The organism is Streptomyces achromogenes subsp. achromogenes, assembly GCF_000720835.1.
Classification (GTDB): domain Bacteria; phylum Actinomycetota; class Actinomycetes; order Streptomycetales; family Streptomycetaceae; genus Streptomyces; species Streptomyces achromogenes.
This window is the reverse complement of the sequence record NZ_JODT01000010.1, coordinates 177,922-197,972: the sequence shown is the minus strand read 5'-3', so window position 1 is coordinate 197,972 and position 20,051 is coordinate 177,922. Positions and strand designations below refer to the sequence as shown.

General features: G+C 76.5%; 1 protein-coding gene. It reads right to left on the bottom strand.

All coding sequences use genetic code 11. The annotated features are described in order from the left end of the window. Nucleotides 1-119 precede the first annotated feature (119 nt). Entirely contained in the window at nt 120-20,042 is a 19,923-nt protein-coding gene (locus IH25_RS0112385; protein WP_030607528.1) for a non-ribosomal peptide synthase/polyketide synthase, read from the bottom strand. Between the last annotated feature and the right edge of the window lie 9 nt (nt 20,043-20,051).

The following is a 20,051-nucleotide window of genomic DNA, read 5'->3' as shown; positions in this document are numbered from 1 at the left end:
TCTTCCTTCGTCGTCCGGTGTCCGGTGTCCGGTGTCCGGTGTCCTGGTTGGGCGTGTGGGTGGTCGGGGACGGGCGGGCGGTGCGCGGGGGCCGTGCGGGGCGCGGGGGCGGGGGATCGTCACCGGCCTCCCCTGGCGTGCCGGGCGAGGTGGCGCAGGGCGGTGGCGAACTCCTCGGCCACCCGGCGCACGGTCGCGGTGTCGTGGACGCCGGGCCGGTGGTGCCAGGTGAAGGCGAGCCGGCCGTTCTGGACGGCGCCGACCACCTCCAGCGGGTGGGAGCCGGGGTCCCGGGGGTCGTGGTCCTGGCCGAAGGAGCCGTGTTCGGCGCGGACCAGGCCGCCGTCCGCCGTGTCGGGGCGGGCGTCCCACTGGCCGAGGTAGTTGAACACCACCTGGCTGTGGGCGGTGCCGCCGAGGCGTTCGCGGACCTCGGGCGGGCCGAAGGTGCGCAGCGCGCCGAAGCCGATGCCGCCCGCGGGTACGGCACGCAGCCGGCGGCGCACCGACTTCACCAGGGTCCGCCAGTCGCGGTCCGGGCCGAGGTCGCCGGGGGCGGGCACCTCCAGGACGACGGGGTGGACGGTGGTGAACCAGCCGACGGTGCGGGTCAGGTCGACGCCGTCGAGCAGGTCCTCGCGGCCGTGTCCCTCCAGGTCCAGGCGGACCCGGTCGCGTCCCGTCCAGCGGGCCAGGGCCAGGGCGAGGGCGGCGAGCAGGGCGTCGTTGACGCGGGTGCGGTAGGCGGTGGGGGCGGAGCGCAGCAGGGCGGTGGTGTCCTCTTCGCCGAGTTCCACGCTCACCGTGGCGGCCGGTCCGGCATCGGCGGCCGGGGCCGGGGGCTCCTCGGTGTGCACCGCCTGTTCCCAGTGGGGCAGTTCGTGGTCGAGGCCGCCCTCGGCGACGTGTGCGGCGAGCCGCCGGGACCACTCCAGGAAGCTGGTGCTCCGCTCCCCCAGGGTGACCGGGCCGCCGGTGCGGGCCTGCCGGTAGGCGGTCTCCAGGTCGTCGCGCAGGATGCGCCAGGAGACGGCGTCCACGACCAGGTGGTGGGCGACGAGGAGGAGGAAGGCGGGCCGGTCGGCCGCGCCGGTGAACAGGGCCGCGCGCAGGTGCGGGCCGTGGGCCAGGTCGAAGCTCGCGTGGAGTTCGTCGGCGGCCTTGGCCATGGCCGCGTCGGCGTCGTCGGCGGACAGGCCCGTCAGGTCGTACCGGGTGAGGATGTCCCGGCCGGTGGTGGGCGGCGGGTTGAACTGCCGCCAGCCGTCCGCTTCCCGGGTGAACGTCATGCGCAGGGCGTCGTGGTGTTCCAGCAGCGCGTCGAGGGCGGTGCGCAGGGCGCGCGGGTCGGGGGTGCCGTCGAGTTCCAGCAGTGCCGACTGGTTGAAGTGGTGGTGGGCGGCGCGCGGGCTGGTGAGGAACCAGTGCTGGATCGGGGTGAGCGGCACCTCGCCGGTGACCGGGCCGTCGGCGGACCGCCGGGGCGCGGTGCGGACGACGGTGGCGAGGCCGGCGACGGTCTGGTGGGTGAACAGGTCCCGGGTGGCCACGTGCAGTCCGTCGCGGCGCAGCCGGGAGACGACCTGCATGCTCAGGATGGAGTCGCCGCCGAGCGCGAAGAAGTTGTCGTCGGCGCCGACCTCTTCGATGCCCAGCACATCGGCCCAGATCCGGGCGATCCGGCGCTCGGTGTCGGTGCGCGGCGCGGTGCGCGGTCCGTCCGCGGCCTGGGCGGGGCCGGGCGCGGGCAGGGCACGGCGGTCGGTCTTGCCGTTCGGGGTGAGCGGCAGCCGCTCCAGCGGGACGAACACCGACGGCACCATGTGCGGGGGCAGCGACTCGGCCAGGTGCAGCCGCAGTTCGCCGACGGGCACGGCGGTGCCGTCCGGTTCCGCCGGGACGACGTAGGCGACGAGCCGGGCCGGCCGGCCGGGCCGGTCCGCGCGGACCATGACGGCCGCGTCCCGGACCAGGGGGCTGCGGCGCAGCGCGCTCTCGATCTCGCCGGGTTCGATGCGGTAGCCGCGCAGCTTGACCTGGTCGTCGGCGCGTCCGGCGAACCGGAGCCGGCCGTCGGCGGTCCACCGCACCAGGTCGCCGGTGCGGTACATCCGCTCCCCCGGCGCCCCGGACGGGTCGGGCAGGAACCGCCGGGCGGTCAGTCCCGGCCGGCCCAGGTAGCCGCGGGCCAGGCCGGGCCCGGAGACGTACAGCTCGCCGGTCACGCCGGGCGGTACGGGGCGCAGGGCGGCGTCGAGCACCTGGACGCGGGTGGTGCCGGCGGGGCGGCCGATGGAGGGGGTGCCGGTGTGCGGGGTCAGCGGGCCGGTCCAGGTGGCGACCACGGTGGCCTCGGTGGGACCGTAGGAGTTGATCATCCGGCGGCCGGGGGCCCAGGTGTCGACCAGGTCGGCGGGGCAGGCCTCGGCGCCCACGATGAGGGTGCGCAGCCGGGGCAGTCCGGCGGCGGTCTCGGGCGGAACGGTGGCCAGCGCGGCCGGCGGGATCAGGGTGTGGGTGATCTCCCGCCCGGCGAGCACCTCGGCGAGCCGTTCCCCGACCAGCGGCCCTTCCTCGCCGGTGACCAGCGCGGCCCCGCCGAGCAGGGAGACGCACAGTTCCAGCACGGAGGCGTCGAAGCTCGGGGAGGCGAACTGCAGGACCCGGTCGCCGGGGCCCGCCGCGTACTGTTCGGCGGCCGCCGCGGCGAAGGAGGCCAGGCCCCGGTGGGTGACCACGACGCCCTTGGGGGTGCCGGTGGAGCCGGAGGTGTAGATGACGTAGGCGGGGTGGGCGGGGGTGAGCGCGGCGGGGCGGTCGGCGTCCGTGGGCGCCGTGTCCGGTCCGTCGGCGGTCCACACCTCGGCGGGGTCGCCGAGGACCAGGTGGGCGCCCGCGTCCCGGATCATGAACTCCCTTCTGGGGGCGGGGTAGTCGGGGTCCACGGGCAGGAAGGCGCCGCCGGCCTTGGCGACGGCGAGCTGGGCCACCACGGCCGACGCCGAGCGGGGCAGCGCCAGGGCCACCACGCGCTCCGGTCCGACGCCGTCGGCGAGCAGCCGGTGGGCCAGCCGGTTGGCCGCCCGGTCCACCTCGGCGTAGGTCAGTTCCCGGTCGCCGTCGATCAGCGCCACGGCATCCGGGGTACGGGCCGCCTGCCGTTCGAACAGGGCGGGCAGGGTGGACTCGGGCACCGGGCGGAAGGTGCCCCGGCCGTGCGCCGCCAGGGCCGTCAGCTCGTCGCCGGAGGCCAGCGGGAGGGCCCCCAGCGGGCGGTCGGGGTCCTCGGCCACGGCGCGCAGCAGGGTGGTGAGCTGGGCGACCATCCGTTCGGCGGTGGCCGCGTCGAACAGGTCGGTGTTGTAGGTGAGCAGACCGTGCAGGGCGCCGGTGCCGGTCTCGGCGAACTCCACGGTGAGGTCGAACGCGGCCTGCTCCGACTCCGGTTCGACGTCGGCGACGTCCAGGCCGGGCAGGTCCAGGTCGGCGGCCGGGGTGTTCTGGAGGACGACCATGACCTGGAAGAGCGGGCTGCGGCTGGTGTCCCGCTCGGGCTGGACGGCGTCCACGACCCGTTCGAACGGCACGTCCTGGTGGGCGAAGGCGTCGCGGACGGTCTGCCGTACGTCGGTGAGGAACGCGGAGAACGGCCGTGCGGCCTCGGCACGGGAGCGCAGCACCAGGGTGTTGACGAAGAATCCGACCAGGCCCTGGGTCTCCGGCCGGTCCCGGCCGGAGGTGACGGTGCCCACGGCGATGTCCTCGGCGCCGGAGAGCCGGGCGAGGTAGGCCTGGGCGGCGGCGACGAGCGTGGTGAACAGGGTGGTGCCGTGGTCCCGGGCGAGCCGGGTGAGCCGGGCGACGGCCGGGGCGGGCACGGTCAGCCGGGTGGTCGCGCCGGCGCTGGTGCGCACCGGCGGGCGGGGCCGGTCGGTGGGCAGTTCCAGCGGTTCCGTGCCGGCCAGCCGCTCCTTCCAGTAGGCGAGGTGCTCGTCGGCGTCGCCGTCCCCGGCGGTGCGCTGCCAGTGCGCGTAGTCGGCGTACTGCACCGGCAGCGGCGGCAACTCCTCTTGCCGTACGCCGAGTTCGGCGCGGTAGTGGTGGGCGAGGTCGCCGAGCAGGACGGCGGTGGACCAGCCGTCGGTGACGATGTGGTGCAGGGCGAGGGAGAGGACGTGGTCGCGCTCGCCGAGCCGGACCAGGCCGGCCCGCAGCAGCGGGCCCTCGCGCAGGTCGAAGGGGCGGGCGCGGTCCTCGGCGAGCAGCCGCCGCAGCTCCGGCTCCCGCCGGGAGTCGGGGACGTGGGCGAGGTCGCGGACGGGCAGCGGCACCTCCCGGGGCGGGTGGACGATCTGGACGCCGCGCCCGTCGACGCTGTCGAAGGTGGTGCGCAGAGACTCGTGCCGGGCCACCACGGCGGCGAGGGCCGCGCGGAGCGCCCCGGTGTCCAGGGTGCCGCGCAGCCTGAGGGCGAGCGCGGTGACGTACTCCGTGCCGCCGGGCTCGAACTCCTGGAGGAACCACAGGCGTTGCTGGGCGTGGGACATCGGGGCGACGGCGTCGCGGTCGGCCGGGGCCAGTGCCGGGCGGCCGGAGCCGTGCCGGGTGCCGAGGAGGCGGGCCAGGGCGGCCGGGGTGGGGTGGGTGAACACCGCGCGCGGGGTGACGTCGGTGTCGAAGGCCTCGGCGAGGCGGGAGGCGAGCCGGATGCTCAGGATCGAGTCGCCACCGAGCTGGAAGAAGTCGTCCTCCACGCCGGGCGGTTCGCTGCCCAGCACCTCCGCGAAGACGGCCGCCGTGCGGCGCTCGGCCTCGGTGCGGGGCTCGGTCCGGGCGCGCCCCGGCAGGGCCTCCGGCGCGGGCAGCGCGGCCCGGTCGACCTTGCCGTTGCGGCTGAGCGGGAGGGCGGCCAGCGGGACCACGGCGGTGGGCACGAGGTAGTCGGGCAGGGTGCGGGCGGCGAAGGCCAGCAGCTCCCCGGCGTCCCGGCCGGCCTCTCCGACGACATAGGCCACGAGCCGTTTGGCGCCCGGCCGGTCCTCGCGGGCCAGGACGGCGACGTCCGTCACGCCCGGGTGGGCGGCGAGCGCGGCCTCGGCCTCGCCGGGCTCGACCCGGAAGCCGCGGATCTTGACCTGGTCGTCGGCCCGGCCCAGGAACTCCACGGTGCCGTCCGGGCGCCGCCGGGCCAGGTCGCCCGTGCGGTACATGCGGGCGCCGGGCGGGCCCGAGGGGTCGGCGAGGAAGCGGGCGGCGCTCTCGCCGGGGCGGCCCAGATAGCCGCGCGCGACGCCCTCGCCCGCCAGGTACAGCTCGCCCGGGCAGCCCGGCGGTACGGGGCGCAGCCGGGCGTCGAGGACGTGGACCCGCATGTCGTCCAGCGGCCGGCCGATGGGGACGGTGTCCGGCACGGCCGCCGGGTCGGTGAGGGCGAAGGAGGTCGCGAAGGTGGTGGTCTCGGTGGGGCCGTAGCCGTCCACGACGGTCAGTCCCGGGCAGGCGGCCAGCACCCGGCGCACGGCGGCGGCGGGGACCACGTCGCCGCCGGTCCACACCTGCGCGAGGCCCCGGAAGCAGTCGGGGGCGTCCTGGGCGAGCAGCCGGAACAGTCCGGCGGTCAGCCACAGCGCGGTGAGCCCGCCGCCGTCGGCGAGCCGGCGCAGCAGGGCCGCGTCCACGCTGCCGTCGCCGGGTGCCACGACCACGCGGCCGCCGTTGAGCAGGGGCGCCCACACCTCGAAGGTGGCCGCGTCGAACGCCACCGGCGAGTGCAGCAGCACCCGCTCGCACACCCCGCCGCCGAACCGGCTGTCGGTACCGAGCGCCGCCACGTCCCGGTGCCGTACCGCGACGGCCTTGGGCAGCCCGGTGGAGCCGGAGGTGAACATCACGTAGGCCAGCCGGTCGGGGTCGGCGGGCGGCAACCGGTGCCCCGCCGTACCGGTACGGGCCGCGGCCACGTCCGCTGCCGTGAGGTGGGTGGTGGCGCCCGCCTGGGTGAGCAGGGTGCGGCGGCGTTCCTCGGGGGCGCGGGTGTCTACGGGGACGTAGGCGCCGCCGGCCAGCAGGACCGCGAGCTGGGCGACGACGAGTTCGGCGCAGCGGTCCATCAGCAGGGCCACCCGGTCCTCGGGCGCCAGCCCGCCGGCCAGCAACCGGCCGGCCAACGCCGCTGCCCACTCGTGCAGTTCGCGGTACGTCAGCTCGCGGTCGCCGTCGTGGACCGCGATCGCGTCCGGGGTGCGGCGGGCCTGCTCGGCGAACAGGTCCACGGGGCTGCGCGGTGCGGCCGGCCGGGCGGTGGTGTTCCAGGCGGCCAGCAGCTCGCGGTCGGCCGGGGTGAGCAGGTCCAGGCCGGCCAGGTCGGTGCCGAAGCCGTCGGCGAGGGTGGTGAGCAGCGCGGCCAGCCGGCCGGCGGCGCGCTCGGCGGTGCCGGGGTCGAACAGGGCGGGGTCGTAGGCCAGCTCGAAGCCGAGCCGTTCGTCCAGGTGGGCGCGCAGGCACCAGGCGAAGGTGGTGGCGTCGTCGGCGCGCACCTCCTCGACCCGGACGCCGGTGCGGGCGGTCGCCGATTCATCCACCGGGTAGTTCTCGAACACCACCATGCTGTCGAACAGCGGTTCCCCGGGCGGGACTTCGCTGACGGCCTGGATGCGGGGCAGGGCGAGGAAGTCGAAGCGGCGGGCGTCGCTCTGCCGTTCCTGGAGGTCGCGCAGCCATGGCAGGACCGGCCCGGCGGCGACCCGGACCCGGGTCGGCACGGTGTTGACGAACATGCCGATCATGCCTTCGACGCCGGGCAGTTCGGCCGGGCGGCCGGAGACGGTGGTGCCGAACACCACGTCGTCCCGGCCGCAGGAGCGGGCCAGCAGCAGCGCCCAGGCGCCCTCCACCACGGTGTTGACGGTGAGTCCGGCGCGGGCGGCGCCCTCCCGCAGCCGCCGGGAGACCTCCGGGTCCAGCTCGTGGTGGACGGCGGCGGTGGAGCGGGCGCGGTGGGCCTCGGCGGGCGTGCGGTCGTACGGCAGCGGGGTACGGGCGGTGAACCCGGCGAGCGCGTCGGCCCAGTGCCGTTCGGCGGCCGTCTCGTCCTGCGCGCGCAGCCAGTGCAGGAAGTCCGCGAAGGGCCGCCGGGCCGGGGGTGCCTCCTCGGGGCCGCCGGTGCGGGCCGCGTAGCGTGCGCAGACCTCGGTGAGCAGCTGTCCGGTGCTCCAGCCGTCGAGGACGATGTGGTGGGTGGACCACAGCAGCAGCACCTCGTCGCCGGGCAGGGCGGCCAGGGTGAGCCGGGTGAGCGGCGCGCTGGTGAGGTCCAGGCCGGCCGCGCGGTCCTCGGCGAGCAGCCGTTCGGTGGCCGCGGCGCGCTCGGCGGGGGTCAGGGTGCGCCAGTCGAGGTGGGTGACGGGCAGTTCGGCGTGGCGGTGGACGATCTGGACGGGGTGGGGCAGGCCGTGCCAGTGGACGCTGGTGCGCAGCGCCGGGGTGCGGTCGGCGACCTGCTGCCAGGCGGCGGCGAAGGCGCGCGGGTCGGCCACCCCGGACAGCCGTACGGCGGTGCGGTCGAAGTAGGCGTGCTCGGTGTCGACGAGGCCGTGGAAGAGCATGCCGGACTGGAGCGGGGTGAGCGGCAGGACGTCCTCGATGTGCCGGCCGGTGCCGACGAGCCGGTCCAGCTGTTCCTGGCCGAGGCCGGCGAGGGGGAAGTCGGAGGGGGTACGTCCGCCCGCCCCGGGAATCGCGCAGTGCGCCACGATCTCGCGCAGGGCGGTGAGGGTGTCCTCGGCGAGCCGGCGGACGGTGGTCTCGTCGTAGACGGCCGCCGGGCAGGTCCAGCCGAGTTCGAGGCGGCCGTGCTGGACGACGCCGGTGATGTCCAGCAGGTAGGGGCGGGGTTCGTCCGGGTCGGTGTCGCGGCCGGCCGGGGGCAGCGCGGCGCGGAACAGGCCGTCGGTGCCGTCGGTGTCCCACTGGCCGTGGTAGTTGAAGCCGACCTGGGGGGCCGGGGCGTCGGCGAGGGGGCTTTCGGGCAGCAGCCGGCGCAGGGCGCCGTGGCTCAGGCCGTGCAGCGGGACCGCGCGCAGTTGTTCCTTGACCGAGCGGAGGGTGTCGTGCCAGCCGGCGTCCGGGGCGACGCGCAGGGCGAGGGGGTACTCGGCGGTGAACCAGCCGATGGTCCGGGACAGGTCCACGTCCTCGAACAGCTCCTCCCTGCCGTGGCCCTCCACGCCCAGCAGGACGGTGTCGCGTCCGCACCAGCGGGCCAGGGTGCGGCCGAGGGCGCTGAGCAGGACGTCGTTGACCTGGGTGCGGTAGGTCTCCGGGACCCGGCGCAGCAGGGCGTCGGTGGTGGGCCGGTCCAGGGTGACGGTGAGGGTGGCGGCGGTGCCGTGGGTGTTCGGCCCGGGCTGTCCGGCGGGCAGTTCGGCGGGGGCCTCGCCGGTGCGGGTCCAGTACGGCAGGTCGGCGTCGAGGGCGCCGGAGCGGGTGTGCCGTTCCAGGCGGGCGGCCCAGTGGCCGTAGGGGGTGCCGGCGGCGGGCGGGTCGGCGGGCCGGCCGGCCGCCGCCGCCCGGTGGGCGGTCTCCAGGTCCGCGAGCAGGATGCGCCAGGACACTCCGTCGATCACCAAGTGGTGCGCGGTGATGACGAGTTGGCCCGGACGCTGCGGGCCCCGGTCGAGGAACAGGACGCGGACGACCCGCCCGGCCGTGGGGTCGAGGGCGGCCTGCGCCTGCTCCGTCAGCCGCTGGACCTCGCGCTCCAGCGCCGGGTCGTCCAGCGCGGCCACGTCGTGCCGGGTGAACACGCCGTCCGGTGCCTCGGGCAGCGCCTGTTGGCGCCAGCCGTCGGGGGTGCGGCGGAACCGGGTGCGCAGGGCGGCGTGGCGGCGGACGACCGCCTCGGTGGCCCGCTCCAGCGCCGGGGAGCGGGTGCCTGCGGCGAGTTCCAGGCGCTGGGTCATGGTGAACCGCAGCGGCTCGGCGGGGTCGCGGCCGTCCAGGTACCAGTGCTGGATCGGGGTCAGCGGCGCCTCTCCGGTCTCCTCGACGGCCGTGTGCGGTGTGGACTCCTTGGCGCACAGGGCGAGTTCGGCGACGGTCTGGTGCCGGAAGACGTCCTTGGTGGTGAGGGCGAGTCCGGCCTGCCGGGCGCGGGAGACGATCTGGATGCTGAGGATGGAGTCGCCGCCGAGGGTGAAGAAGTTGTCGCGGGCGCCGACGCGTTCGACGCCGAGCACCTCGGCCCAGATCGCGGCCAGGCGTTCCTCGGTGCCGGGCCGGGGGGCGACGTAGGGGGTGGTGCTGTCGGGCTGGGCGGGCGGGGCGGGCAGGGCGCGCCGGTCGGTCTTGCCGCTGGTGGTGCGCGGGATGCGGGCGAGCGGGACGAACGCGGCGGGCACCATGTGGTCGGGCAGGGTGCGGCGCAGCGCGAGGCGCAGGGCGTCGGCGGACGGGACGCGGCCGGCGGCGGGCACCACGTAGCCGACGAGCATGGGCCGGCCGGCGTGTTCCCGGACGGTCACCGCGGCGTCGGTGACGTCGGGGTGGTCCAGCAGGGCGGCCTCCACCTCGCCGGGCTCGACGCGGAATCCGCGGATCTTGACCTGTTCGTCCGCCCGGCCGAGGAACTCCAGCAGCCCGTCCCGGTCCCAGCGGGCCCGGTCCCCGGTGCGGTACATCCGCTCCCCCGGCGCCCCGAACGGGTCGGCGAGGAAGCGGGCGGCGGTGAGGCCGGGCCGGCCGAGGTAGCCGCGGGCCACCTGTGCCCCGGCCAGGTACAGCTCGCCGGGCACCCCGGGCGGCACCGGGTTCAGGGCGCCGTCGAGGACGTAGGCGCGCAGGCCGGCGCCGGGGCGGCCGATGACCGGGCGGTCGGGGCGGTCCTGGGTGCGGCCGTAGACGGCGTCGACGGTGCACTCGGTGGGCCCGTACATGTTGTACACGGCCACCCCCAGTTCCCGTTCGGCACGCGCGAGTTCGTGCCAGAGCGCCGGGGTGACGGCCTCGCCGCCGACGAGCAGCAGGCGCGGGTGGTGGCGGCCGGGGGCGAGCAGGCCGGCGGCGGTGAGTTCGCGCAGGAACGTCGGGGTGACGTTGACCAGGTCCAGGCGGTGCTCGGTGACCTGGGCGCAGAACGCCCGCGGGTCCAGGCGGACGTCCTCGTCGATGAGGTGCACCTCGTGGCCGAGGGCGAGGAGCAGGGGTCCCTCCCAGGAGGTGTCGAAGGAGAAGGAGGCGCTGAGCGCGGCCCGCAGCCGGCGCCCGTCCGTGGTGTGCGGGGCGAGCAGGTTCTCGCGGTGGTCGTGGCAGAGGTTGACCAGGTGCCGGTGTTCGACGGCGACGCCCTTGGGGCGGCCGGTGGAGCCGGAGGTGTAGACGAGGTAGGCGGTGTGCCGGGGCAGCAGGGGCCGGATCCGGTCGGCGTCGGTCGGGTCGTGGTCGGGCAGCCGGTCCCAGGGCACGCCGTCGAGGCCGGTGAGCAGGGTGTGCGGGCGGGCGTCGGCGAGCAGGAAGTCCTGTCGCTGCTGCGGTAGTTCGGGGTCCAGGCTGAGCAGGGTGGCGCCCGCCTTGAGGACCGCGAGCAGGGCGACCACCAGGTCGGTGGTGCGCGGCAGGCGTACGGCCACGATGTCCTCGGGGCCGGCGCCTTGGGCGATGAGGTGGTGGGCGAGCCGGTTGGCGCGCCGGTTGAGCGCGGCGAAGTCGAGGGTGGTGTCGCGGGCGGCCAGGGCGGTGTGGTGGGGGGTGCGGGCGGCCTGGGCCTCGAAGAGGGCGGGGAAGGTGGTGTCCGGCGCGGGCAGCGGGGCGCCTTGGCCGTGGCGGAGCACCTGGTGCCGTTCGTCGCCGGTCATCAGGGGGAGCCGGCCCACCCGCTGCCCGGGGTCGTCGGCGGCGGCTTCCAGCAGGAGGCGCAGCCGGGTGGCGAGGCGTTCGGCGGTGTCGGCGTCGAACAGACCGGTGCTGTACTCCAGATGGCCGGTGAGGCCGTCGTCGCCCTCCACGAAGTCGAAGGCGAGGTCGAAGGTGGCGGTACGGACCGGCGGGGTGACCGGTTCCACCGTCAGGCCGGGCAGCCGGGGCGGACCGGCGTCGAGGTTGTGCAGGGCGACCATGACCTGGAACAGCGGTGTACGGCTGGTGTCCCGCTCGGGCTGGACGGCGTCCACGACGCGTTCGAAGGGGACTTCCTGGTGGGCGGACGCCTCCAGGACGGTGGTGCGCACCTCGGCCAGCAGTTCCCGGAAGGACAGGTCGGGGCGGACCTGGGCGCGCAGCACCAGTGTGTTGACGAACATGCCGACCACGTCGTGCAGTTCGGGCCGTTCCCGGCCGGCGGTGACGGTGCCGACGGTGACGTCCTGCTGGCCCGCCCAGCGGGCGAGCAGCACCTGGCAGGCCGTCACCAGGGTCATGTAGAGGGTGGCGTCGGCTTCCCGGCCGCGCTCGCGCAGCCGCTCGGTGAGGGCGGCGGGCAGGGTGAACGTCAGCAGGGCGCCGTCGCGGGTGCGCACGGCGGGGCGCGGCCGGTCGGTGGGCAGCTCCAGCGGGACCACGCCGTCCAGGGCCTCGCGCCAGTAGGCGAGGTCGGCCTCGGCGCGCTCGGCGCGGGTGCGCTGCCAGGCCGCGTAGTCGGCGTAGCGGACGGGCAGGGCCGGCAGGTCGGGGCGGCGGCCTTCCAGGGCCGCCGTGTACAGCTCGCCGAGGTCGCGGGCCAGCACGCCGCCGGACCAGCCGTCGGTGACGATGTGGTGGACGGCCAGCACGAGGACGTGCTCGTCGGCGGCGAGCCGGGCCAGACGGGCCCGCAGCAGGGGTCCGGTGGCCAGGTCGAAGGGGGTGGCGGCCTCGCGGTCCAGCAGGGCGTCCAGCGCCGCGCCGTCCGGGAGGTCGTCCACCGGGAGGTCCACGGGCCGGGGCGGGTGCACGAACTGCCGTGCCTGGCCGTCGTGTTCGGCGAAGGTGGTGCGCAGTGCCCCGTGCCGGGCGACCAGGCCGTCCAGCGCGGCGCGCAGCGCGCCGGTGTCCAGGGCGCCGCGCAGCCGCAGCACGGACAGGGTCGTGTACGCGGTGCCGCCCGGCTCGAACCGGTCGAGGAACCACAGGCGTTGCTGGGCGTACGACAAGGGGGCCGGGGCGTCCGGGTCGGTGGCCGGGATGGCGTCGGCGGTGGTGCCTCCGGTGCGGGGCTCGCCCAGTTCGGCGGCGAGGCCGGACAGGGTGGAGTGGGTGAACAGCAGCCGGGGTGAGACGTCCGTGCCGAAGGCGGCGCGCAGCCGGGAGGTGACGCGGACGGCGAGGATGGAGTCGCCGCCGAGGGCGAAGAAGTCGTCGTCGGCGCCGACCTCGTCGGTGTCCAGGACGTCCGTCCAGGCGGCGGCGACCAGCCGTTCGGCGAGGGTGCGCGGCGGGGTCCGGGCGGCGTCGGCGGCGAAGCCGTCGGGTCCGGGCGCGGGCAGGGCGCGCCGGTCGAGCTTGCCGTTGGCGGTGAGCGGCAGCGCGGCCAGCGGCACATAGGCGGCCGGCACCATGTGCGCGGGCAGCAACCCCGCCAGGTGGGCGCGGAGTTCGGCGGCGCTGGGGGGTGGCACGGCGCGGTCGCCGGTGCCGGTGCCGACGACGTGGGCGACGAGCCGGCGGGTGCCGGCGGTGTCCTCGTACACGCCGACGGTGGCCGCGCCCACGCCCGGGTGGCGGTGCAGGGCGGCCTCGATCTCGCCGGGTTCGATGCGGTAGCCGCGGATCTTGACCTGCTGGTCGGCGCGGCCCAGGTACTCCAGGGTGCCGTCGGCCCGCCAGCGGGCCCGGTCGCCGGTGCGGTACATGCGGGTGCCGGGGCGGCCGAACGGGTCGGCGGGGAAGCGGGTGGCGGTCAGTCCGGGGCGGCCCAGGTAGCCGCGGGCCAGGCCCTCGCCGGCGACGAAGAGTTCGCCGACGGCGCCGGGCGGTACCGGCTCCAGGCGGCCGTCGAGGACGTAGAGCCTGAGGTCGGGGATGCCGGTGCCGATGGGGCTCGCGGTGCCGGCGCGGGCCGCCGCCGCGTCCAGCGGGGCGTAGGTGACGTGCACGGTGGTCTCGGTGATGCCGTACATGTTCACCAGGCGGGGCGCGGTGTCCGGGTGGCGGGCGTACCAGTCGGCGAGCCGGGCGACGTCCAGCGCCTCGCCGCCGAACACCACCGTGCGCAGCGCCAGCCTCCGGCCGACCTCGGGGAGTTCGGCGTCGGCGCGGATCAGCGGGTAGAAGGCGGACGGGGTCTGGTTGAGGACGGTGACCCGTTCGTCGGCGAGCAGGCGCAGGAAGTCCTCCGGGGAGCGGGCGGTGTCCTCGGGGACGATCACGAGCCGGCCGCCGTGCAGCAGCGGGCCCCACAGCTCCCACACCGAGAAGTCGAAGGCGTAGGAGTGGAACAGCGTCCACACGTCGTCGGGGCCGAAGCCGAACCAGTCCCGGGTGCGGGTGAACAGCCGGACGACGCTTGCGTGCGGGACGACGACGCCCTTGGGGAGGCCGGTGGAGCCGGAGGTGTAGATGGCGTAGGCGGGGCTCTCGGGCAGCGCGCGGCGGGGCGGGCCGGCGGCCGGGCGGCGGGCCAGGTCGGCGCGCGTCTCCGGGTCGTCCAGCGGCACCCGGGGCACGCCGGTGCCGGCCAGGGTCTGCCCGGTGGTGACGAGTGCCACCGGCCGGGCGTCGTCCAGCAGGTGCCGGACGCGCTCGGCGGGCAGGGCGGGGTCGAGGGGCAGGTAGGCGGCGCCGGTCTTGAGGACGGCGAGGACGGCCACGACGAGGTCGGTGGAGCGGGGCAGGGCGAGGGCGACGAACGTCTCGGGTCCGGCGCCGAGTTCGGCGAGCCGGTGCGCGAGCCGGCCGGAACGCGCGTCCAGGGTGGCGTAGTCGAGCCGTTCGCCGCCGCAGGTGACGGCCTCGGCGTCGGGGGTGCGGGCGGCCTGGGCGGTGAACAGGGCGTCCAGGGTGTCGGTGGGCCGGCCTTCGGCGGTGCCGTTCCAGTCCGTCAGCATCCGGTGCCGCTCCTCGGCCGTGGTCCAGGCGAGGGCGCGCACGGGCCGGTCCGGGTCGTCGGCCAGCTCGGTGAGCAGCAGGCACAGCCGGTCGGCGAGGGAGCGCACGGTCGGGGTGTCGAACAGCTCGGGGTCGTAGCCGAGGTCGAAGCCGAACCGCTCGCCCTGCCAGGCGCGCAGCACCAGCGGGTAGTTGGTGGCGTCGCGGGCGGAGACGTCGGCCAGGCGGATGCCGGCGGCGGCGGAACGCGCTTGGTCGAAGGGGTAGTTCTCGAAGGCGACCATGCTGTCGAACAGCGGGCTGCCGGTGGGTACGTCGCTCAGCGCGGTCAGTTCGGCGAGGGACACGTCGGCGTACCGCCGGGCCTCGGCCTGCTCTTCCTGGAGCCGCCGGAGCCAGTCGGCGGCGGTGGCGGAGTCGTCCACGCGGACGCGGGTGGGCAGGGTGTTGATGAACATGCCCACCATGGACTCGGCGCCGGGCAGGTCGTCGGGGCGTCCGGCGACGGTGGTGCCGAACAGCACGTCCGGCTCGGCGGCGTAGCGGGACAGCAGCAGGGCCCAGGCGCCCTGGACGACGGTGCCGAGGGTGAGTCCGGCGGCGCGGGCGGTGCGGGCGAGGCGCGCGGAGACCTCGTCGGTCAGGGCGGCGGTGTGCACGCGGCCGGAGCGGGTCTCGTGGCCGGGGCGGCGGACGCGGTCGGCGGGCAGCGGGGTGGGGGTGGCGAACCCGGCGAGGACGGTCCGCCAGTGCGCGCGGGCGGCCTCGGTGTCCCGGCCGGCCAGCCAGCGCACGTAGTCGCCGAACGGCCGCCGCGCCGGGGGCCGTGACGCGGTGCCGGAGGTGAGGGCCGTGTACTCCTCGAACACGTCGGTGAGCACCTGGGCGAGGCTCCAGCCGTCCAGGATCAGGTGGTGGGAGGTCCACAGCAGGTGCAGCCGGGCGTCCGGCAGCCGGACGAGGGTGAGCCGCATCAGCGGTGCCGTGCCGAGATCCAGGCCGCGCGCGAGGTCGTCGGCGCGCAGCCGCTCCAGCCGTCCGGCCCGCTCCCGCGCGTCCAGGTCCCGCCAGTCCACCTGCTGTACGGGTACGGTGACGTGCCGGTGGACGACCTGGAGCGGCACGGGGACGCCCTCCCAGACCACCGAGGTGCGCAGGGCCGGGGTGCGGTCGGTGACGCGCTGCCAGGCCAGGGCGAGGGCGTCGGGGTCGGTCACGCCCTCCAGCAGCAGGGCGGCCTGGTCCACGTACACGTCGTCCGGTCCGCCGACCAGCCGGTGGAAGAGCATGCCTTCCTGGAGCGGGGTGAGCGGCAGCAGGTCCTCCACGGCCCGTCCGTCGCCCACGAGGCGGTCCACCGCGGCCTGGTCCAGGCGGGCCAGCGGGAAGTCGGAGGGGGTACGGCCGCCCGCGTCGGGCCGGGCGCAGTGCTCGGCGATGGATCCGAGCGCGGCCACCATGGCGTCGGCCAGCCGCCGTACGGTGCCGGTGCGGTGCACCTGGTCGCTGTAGTGCCAGGTGATCTCCAGCTCGCCGCCGGTGACCAGGGCGGAGACGTCCAGGAGGTGGTCCAGGGGCGCGCCGGGGTCCCTGTCGGTGCCGGGTACGTCGGCGACGGGCGCGAAGTCGCCGCCGGCGGGCGCCTCCCACTGGCCGTGGTAGGTGAAGCACACCTGGGGCAGCGGGAGTTCGCCGAGCGCCCGGGCCTCGGGCCGGGGTGAGCCGAGGTGGCCGAGGGCCTGGTAGCCGAGGCCGCGCCGGGGCACGGCCCGCAGCCGTTCCTTGACGGCCTTGAGGGTGGTGCCCCAGTCGTCGGGGTCCGCCGGGGTGAGGGTGACCGGGTACTGGGTGGTGAACCAGCCGACGGTGCGGGCCAGGTCGGCGCCCGCGGCCAGGTCCTCCTCGCGGCCGTGGCCCTCCAGGGCGACGGTCACCCGGTCGGTGCCCGTCCAGTCGGCGAGCACCCGGCCCAGCGCGCTCAGCAGCACGTCGTTGACCTGGGTGCGGTAGACGCCGGGCACCTTGCGCAGCAGGGCCTCGGTGGTGGCCCGGTCCACCCGGGTGCGGACCGTGCGCACGGATCCGGCGAGCGGGGTGCCGGGCAGGTCGACGGGGAGCGGGGCGGGCGGTTCGGCGGTCTGCTCCGTCCAGTAGGGCAGGTCGTCGTCCAGGCCGCCGGCCCGGACCCGCTCGGCGAGGGCGCGCGCCCACGTGGTGAACGGGGTGTGTTCGGGCTCCGGTCGCGGTTCCTGGCCCGCCGCGGCCTGCCGGTAGGCGGTCTCCAGGTCGGTGAGCAGGATCCGCCAGGAGACGCTGTCGACGGCCAGGTGATGCGCGGCTACGAAGAGTCGCGGGCGGTCGGGGCCGGGGAGCAGGGCGGCGCGCAGCAGGGTGCCGGTGGCCGGGTCCAGCGCGGCGCGGGCGGCGCGGGCCGCCTCGGCGGGCGGGGTGCCGGGGGCGCAGCGGGTCAGCAGCCCGCCGGCCGGGCCGGTGGCGGGCTCCTGCCGCCAGGTGTCCCCGGTGCGGGTGAAGCGGGTGCGCAGGGCGGGATGGTGGTCCACCACGGCGTCCAGCGCGCGTTCCAGTGCCCCGGCGTCGAGGTCGTGGGGCAGGTCGAGCAGCATCGACATGCTGAAGTGGCGCAGCGGCCCGTGCGTGGCGAGGAACCACTCCTGGACCGGGGTGAGCGGGGCGGGCCCGTCCTCCCGCGGGCGCCGGGGCGCGGGTACGGCGGCGGTGCGGCGGGGCGCGGCGGCGGCCAGGTCGGCGACCGTCTGGTGCCGGAAGACGTCCTGTGAGCCGATGTCGAGCCCGGCGGCGCGGGCCCGGGACACGGCCTGGATGCCGAGGATGGAGTCGCCGCCCAGCTCGAAGAAGTTGTCGGTGACACTCACCCGGTCCACCCCGAGCACCTCGGCCCAGATACCGGCGAGGAGCTCCTCCTCCGGGGTGCGCGGCGCGGTGAACTCCCGCTCCTGGAGCGCGTGTTCGGGGGCCGGGAGGGCGCGGCGGTCCAGCTTGCCGCTGGTGGTCAGCGGCAGCGCCTGAAGCGGGGTGAAGGAGGACGGCACCAGGGCCTCGGGCAGCACCCGGCGCAGGGCGGCCCTGAGGTCGGCGGGGGCGGGCCGGGGTGCGCCGGGCGCGGGGACGACGTAGGCGGCCAGGCGGGTGTGGCCGTGCGGGTCGGGCACGGCGACGACCGCGGCGGCGGCGATGCCGTCCAGGGCGAGCAGGGCGGCCTCGATCTCGCCGGGCTCGATGCGGTGGCCGCGCACCTTGACCTGGTCGTCGGCGCGCCCGAGGTAGTCGAGGCGGCCGTCGGCGGTCCAGCGGGCCAGGTCGCCGGTGCGGTACATCCGCTCCCCCGGCGCCCCGAACGGGTCGGCGAGGAAGCGGGCCGCGGTCAGCCCCGGCCGGCCGGTGTAGCCCCGGGCGAGCTGCGGGCCCGCCAGATACAGCTCGCCGCCGACGCCGGGCGGCACCGGCCGCAGCCGGGCGTCCAGCACATACGCCCGCAGCCCGGGCAGGGGGCGGCCCACCAGGGGGCGGTCGCGGCCGTCGATCCGGCAGGACAGCGCGTCGACCGTGCACTCGGTGGGGCCGTAGAAGTTGTACGCGGTCACGTCCGGGTGGGCGGCCAGCTCCCGCCACAGCGCGGGCCCGACCGGCTCGCCGCCGAGCATGAGGACGCGGGGGCGGTGCCGGGGGTGGGTGAGCAGTCCGGCGGGCAGCAGCTGCCGCAGGTAGGAGGGGGTGAGGTCGAGGAAGTCGATCCGGTGCTCGGCCACGTACTCGACCAGCGCGGCCGGGTCCATCCGGGTGTCCTCGTCCACCAGGTGCAGCGGGTGGCCGTCGGCCAGCAGCAGCACGCCTTCGAGGGAGGTGTCGAAGGAGAAGGACGCGGTGAGCGCGACCCGCAGCGGGCCGCCGCCCGCCTCGGCGACGAAGCCGGACCGGTGCGCGGCCAGCAGGTGGGCCGCCGCGCGGTGGGGCACGGCGACACCCTTGGGGCGGCCGGTGGAGCCGGAGGTGTGGATGACGTACGCGGTGTGCTCCGGATCCAGCGGGGCGAGCCGGTCGGCGTCGGTGGGGTCGGTGTCCGGGGCGGTCGCGGGTACGGCGCGCAGCGCGGCCTCGTCCAGGACCAGGGCCGGGCGGACGTCGTCCAGCAGGAACCGGACGCGTTCCTCGGGCAGTGCCGGATCCAGCGGCAGATAGCCGGCGCCGGCCTTCCACACGGCGAGGATCGCGGTGATCATGTCGGCGGTGCGCGGCAGCCGCAGCGCGACCAGCCGTTCGGGGCCGGCGCCGAGCGCGATGAGGTGGTGGGCGAGCCGGTTGGCGCGGGCGTTGAGCGTGCCGTAGTCCAGCCGTTCGCTCCCCGCGACGAGGGCGAGGGCGCCCGGGGTGCGGGCCGCACGACGCTGGAAGAGCTCCGCGTGGGTGGCCTCGGGCAGGGGCTGCCGGGGGCCGGCGCTCCAGTCGTGCAGGACCTGGCGCAGTTCCTCCGCGGACAGCAGCGGCAGGCTGTCCAGCGGGCGGTCCGGTGCCTCGGCCGCGCCTTGGAGCAGGCGAAGCAGTTGTCCGGCCAGCCGCTCGGCGGTGGCGGCGTCGAACAGGTCGGTGCGGTACTCCAGCAGTCCGGTCAGGCCGGCGCCGTCCGGCACGAACTCGATGCTCAGGTCGAAGGTGGCCGCCCGCCGGGGCACGGTGACCGGGGTGGTGGCCAGGCCGCGCGGGGCGGTCGCGGCGGGCGGGGCGGGGTGCAGCAGCACCATCACGTCGAACAGCGGGTTGCGGCCGGCCTCGCGGGGCGCGCCCACCGCCTCCACGATCCTCTCGAACGGCGTGTCGCCGTGGGCGAAGGCGTCGCTCACCGTGTCGGCGGCCTTGGTCAGCAGGTCACGGAAGGATCCGGAGGTGTCCACTGGGGTGCGCAGCACGACGGTGTTCACGAAGAACCCGACGGTCCGTTCGAGGTCGGTGCGGGGCCGGCCGGGGGTGAGGGAGCCCACGGCGATGTCGTCCTGCCCGGACCAGCGGGCCAGCAGCGCCTGGACGGCGGCGACCAGCGCGGTGTGCAGGGTGCCGTGCCGCTCGGCCGCGAGGTCGCGCAGGCGCGCGGTCAGGGGGGCCGGGACGGTGAAGGTGTGCACGGCGCCCTCGCCCGCCTCCTCCCCGCGCCGCGGCCGGTCCAGGGGCAGCTCGGGCGCCACCGTCCCCGCCAGCCTCTCCTTCCAGTGGGCGAGTTCGCGGTCGAGGCGGGGGCCGGTCAGCTGGGCGCGCTGCCAGACCGCGAAGTCCGGGTACTGCGTCGGCACCGGCGGCAGCCCGGGGTCGGCGCCGCGCGCCAACGCGTCGTAGGCGGTGCACAGTTCGTCCAGCACCACGCCCATCGACCAGCCGTCGGTGACGATGTGATGGGCCGTCAGCAGCAGGACGTGCGCGGTCGCCGACTCGCGCAGCAGCAGGGCGCGCAGCAGCGGCCCGTGCCGCAGGTCGAAGGGGCGGGAGTACTCCGCCAGCAGGTCGGCGTCCAGGTCGCCGGTGTCCCGGACCGGGAGCGGCACCGGGCCCGCGGGGTGGACGCGCTGTGCCGGGCGGCCGTCGGTCTCCTCGAAGGTGGTGCGCAGGGCCTCGTGCCGGGCGACGACGGTGGCGAGGGCCGTGCGCAGCGCCTCGTGGTCCACCGTACCGGTGAAGCGGACCGCGACCGCGCTGTTGTAGCGGGCGTCGCCGGGCCGCAGCCGGTCCAGGAACCACAGGCGCTGCTGGGCGAACGACAGCGGCAGCGGGCGGTCCCGGTCGGCGCGCGGGATGCCCCTGCGGGCGGCCGGCGCGCCGTCGGCGGCCCGGCCGGCCAGGCGCCGCCGCAGCGCCTCCCGCATCTCCTCGGGCAGCGCCTCGGCGCGGTCCCGCCGGGACGAACCGGAGGCGCCGGCGGGCCGGGTGGGGCGTGCGGGGCGAGGGGAGTCGGCGGCGGAGTCGGAGGCGCCGGAGGGGTGGGAAGGGGTCGAAGACGTCATGGTCGTCGG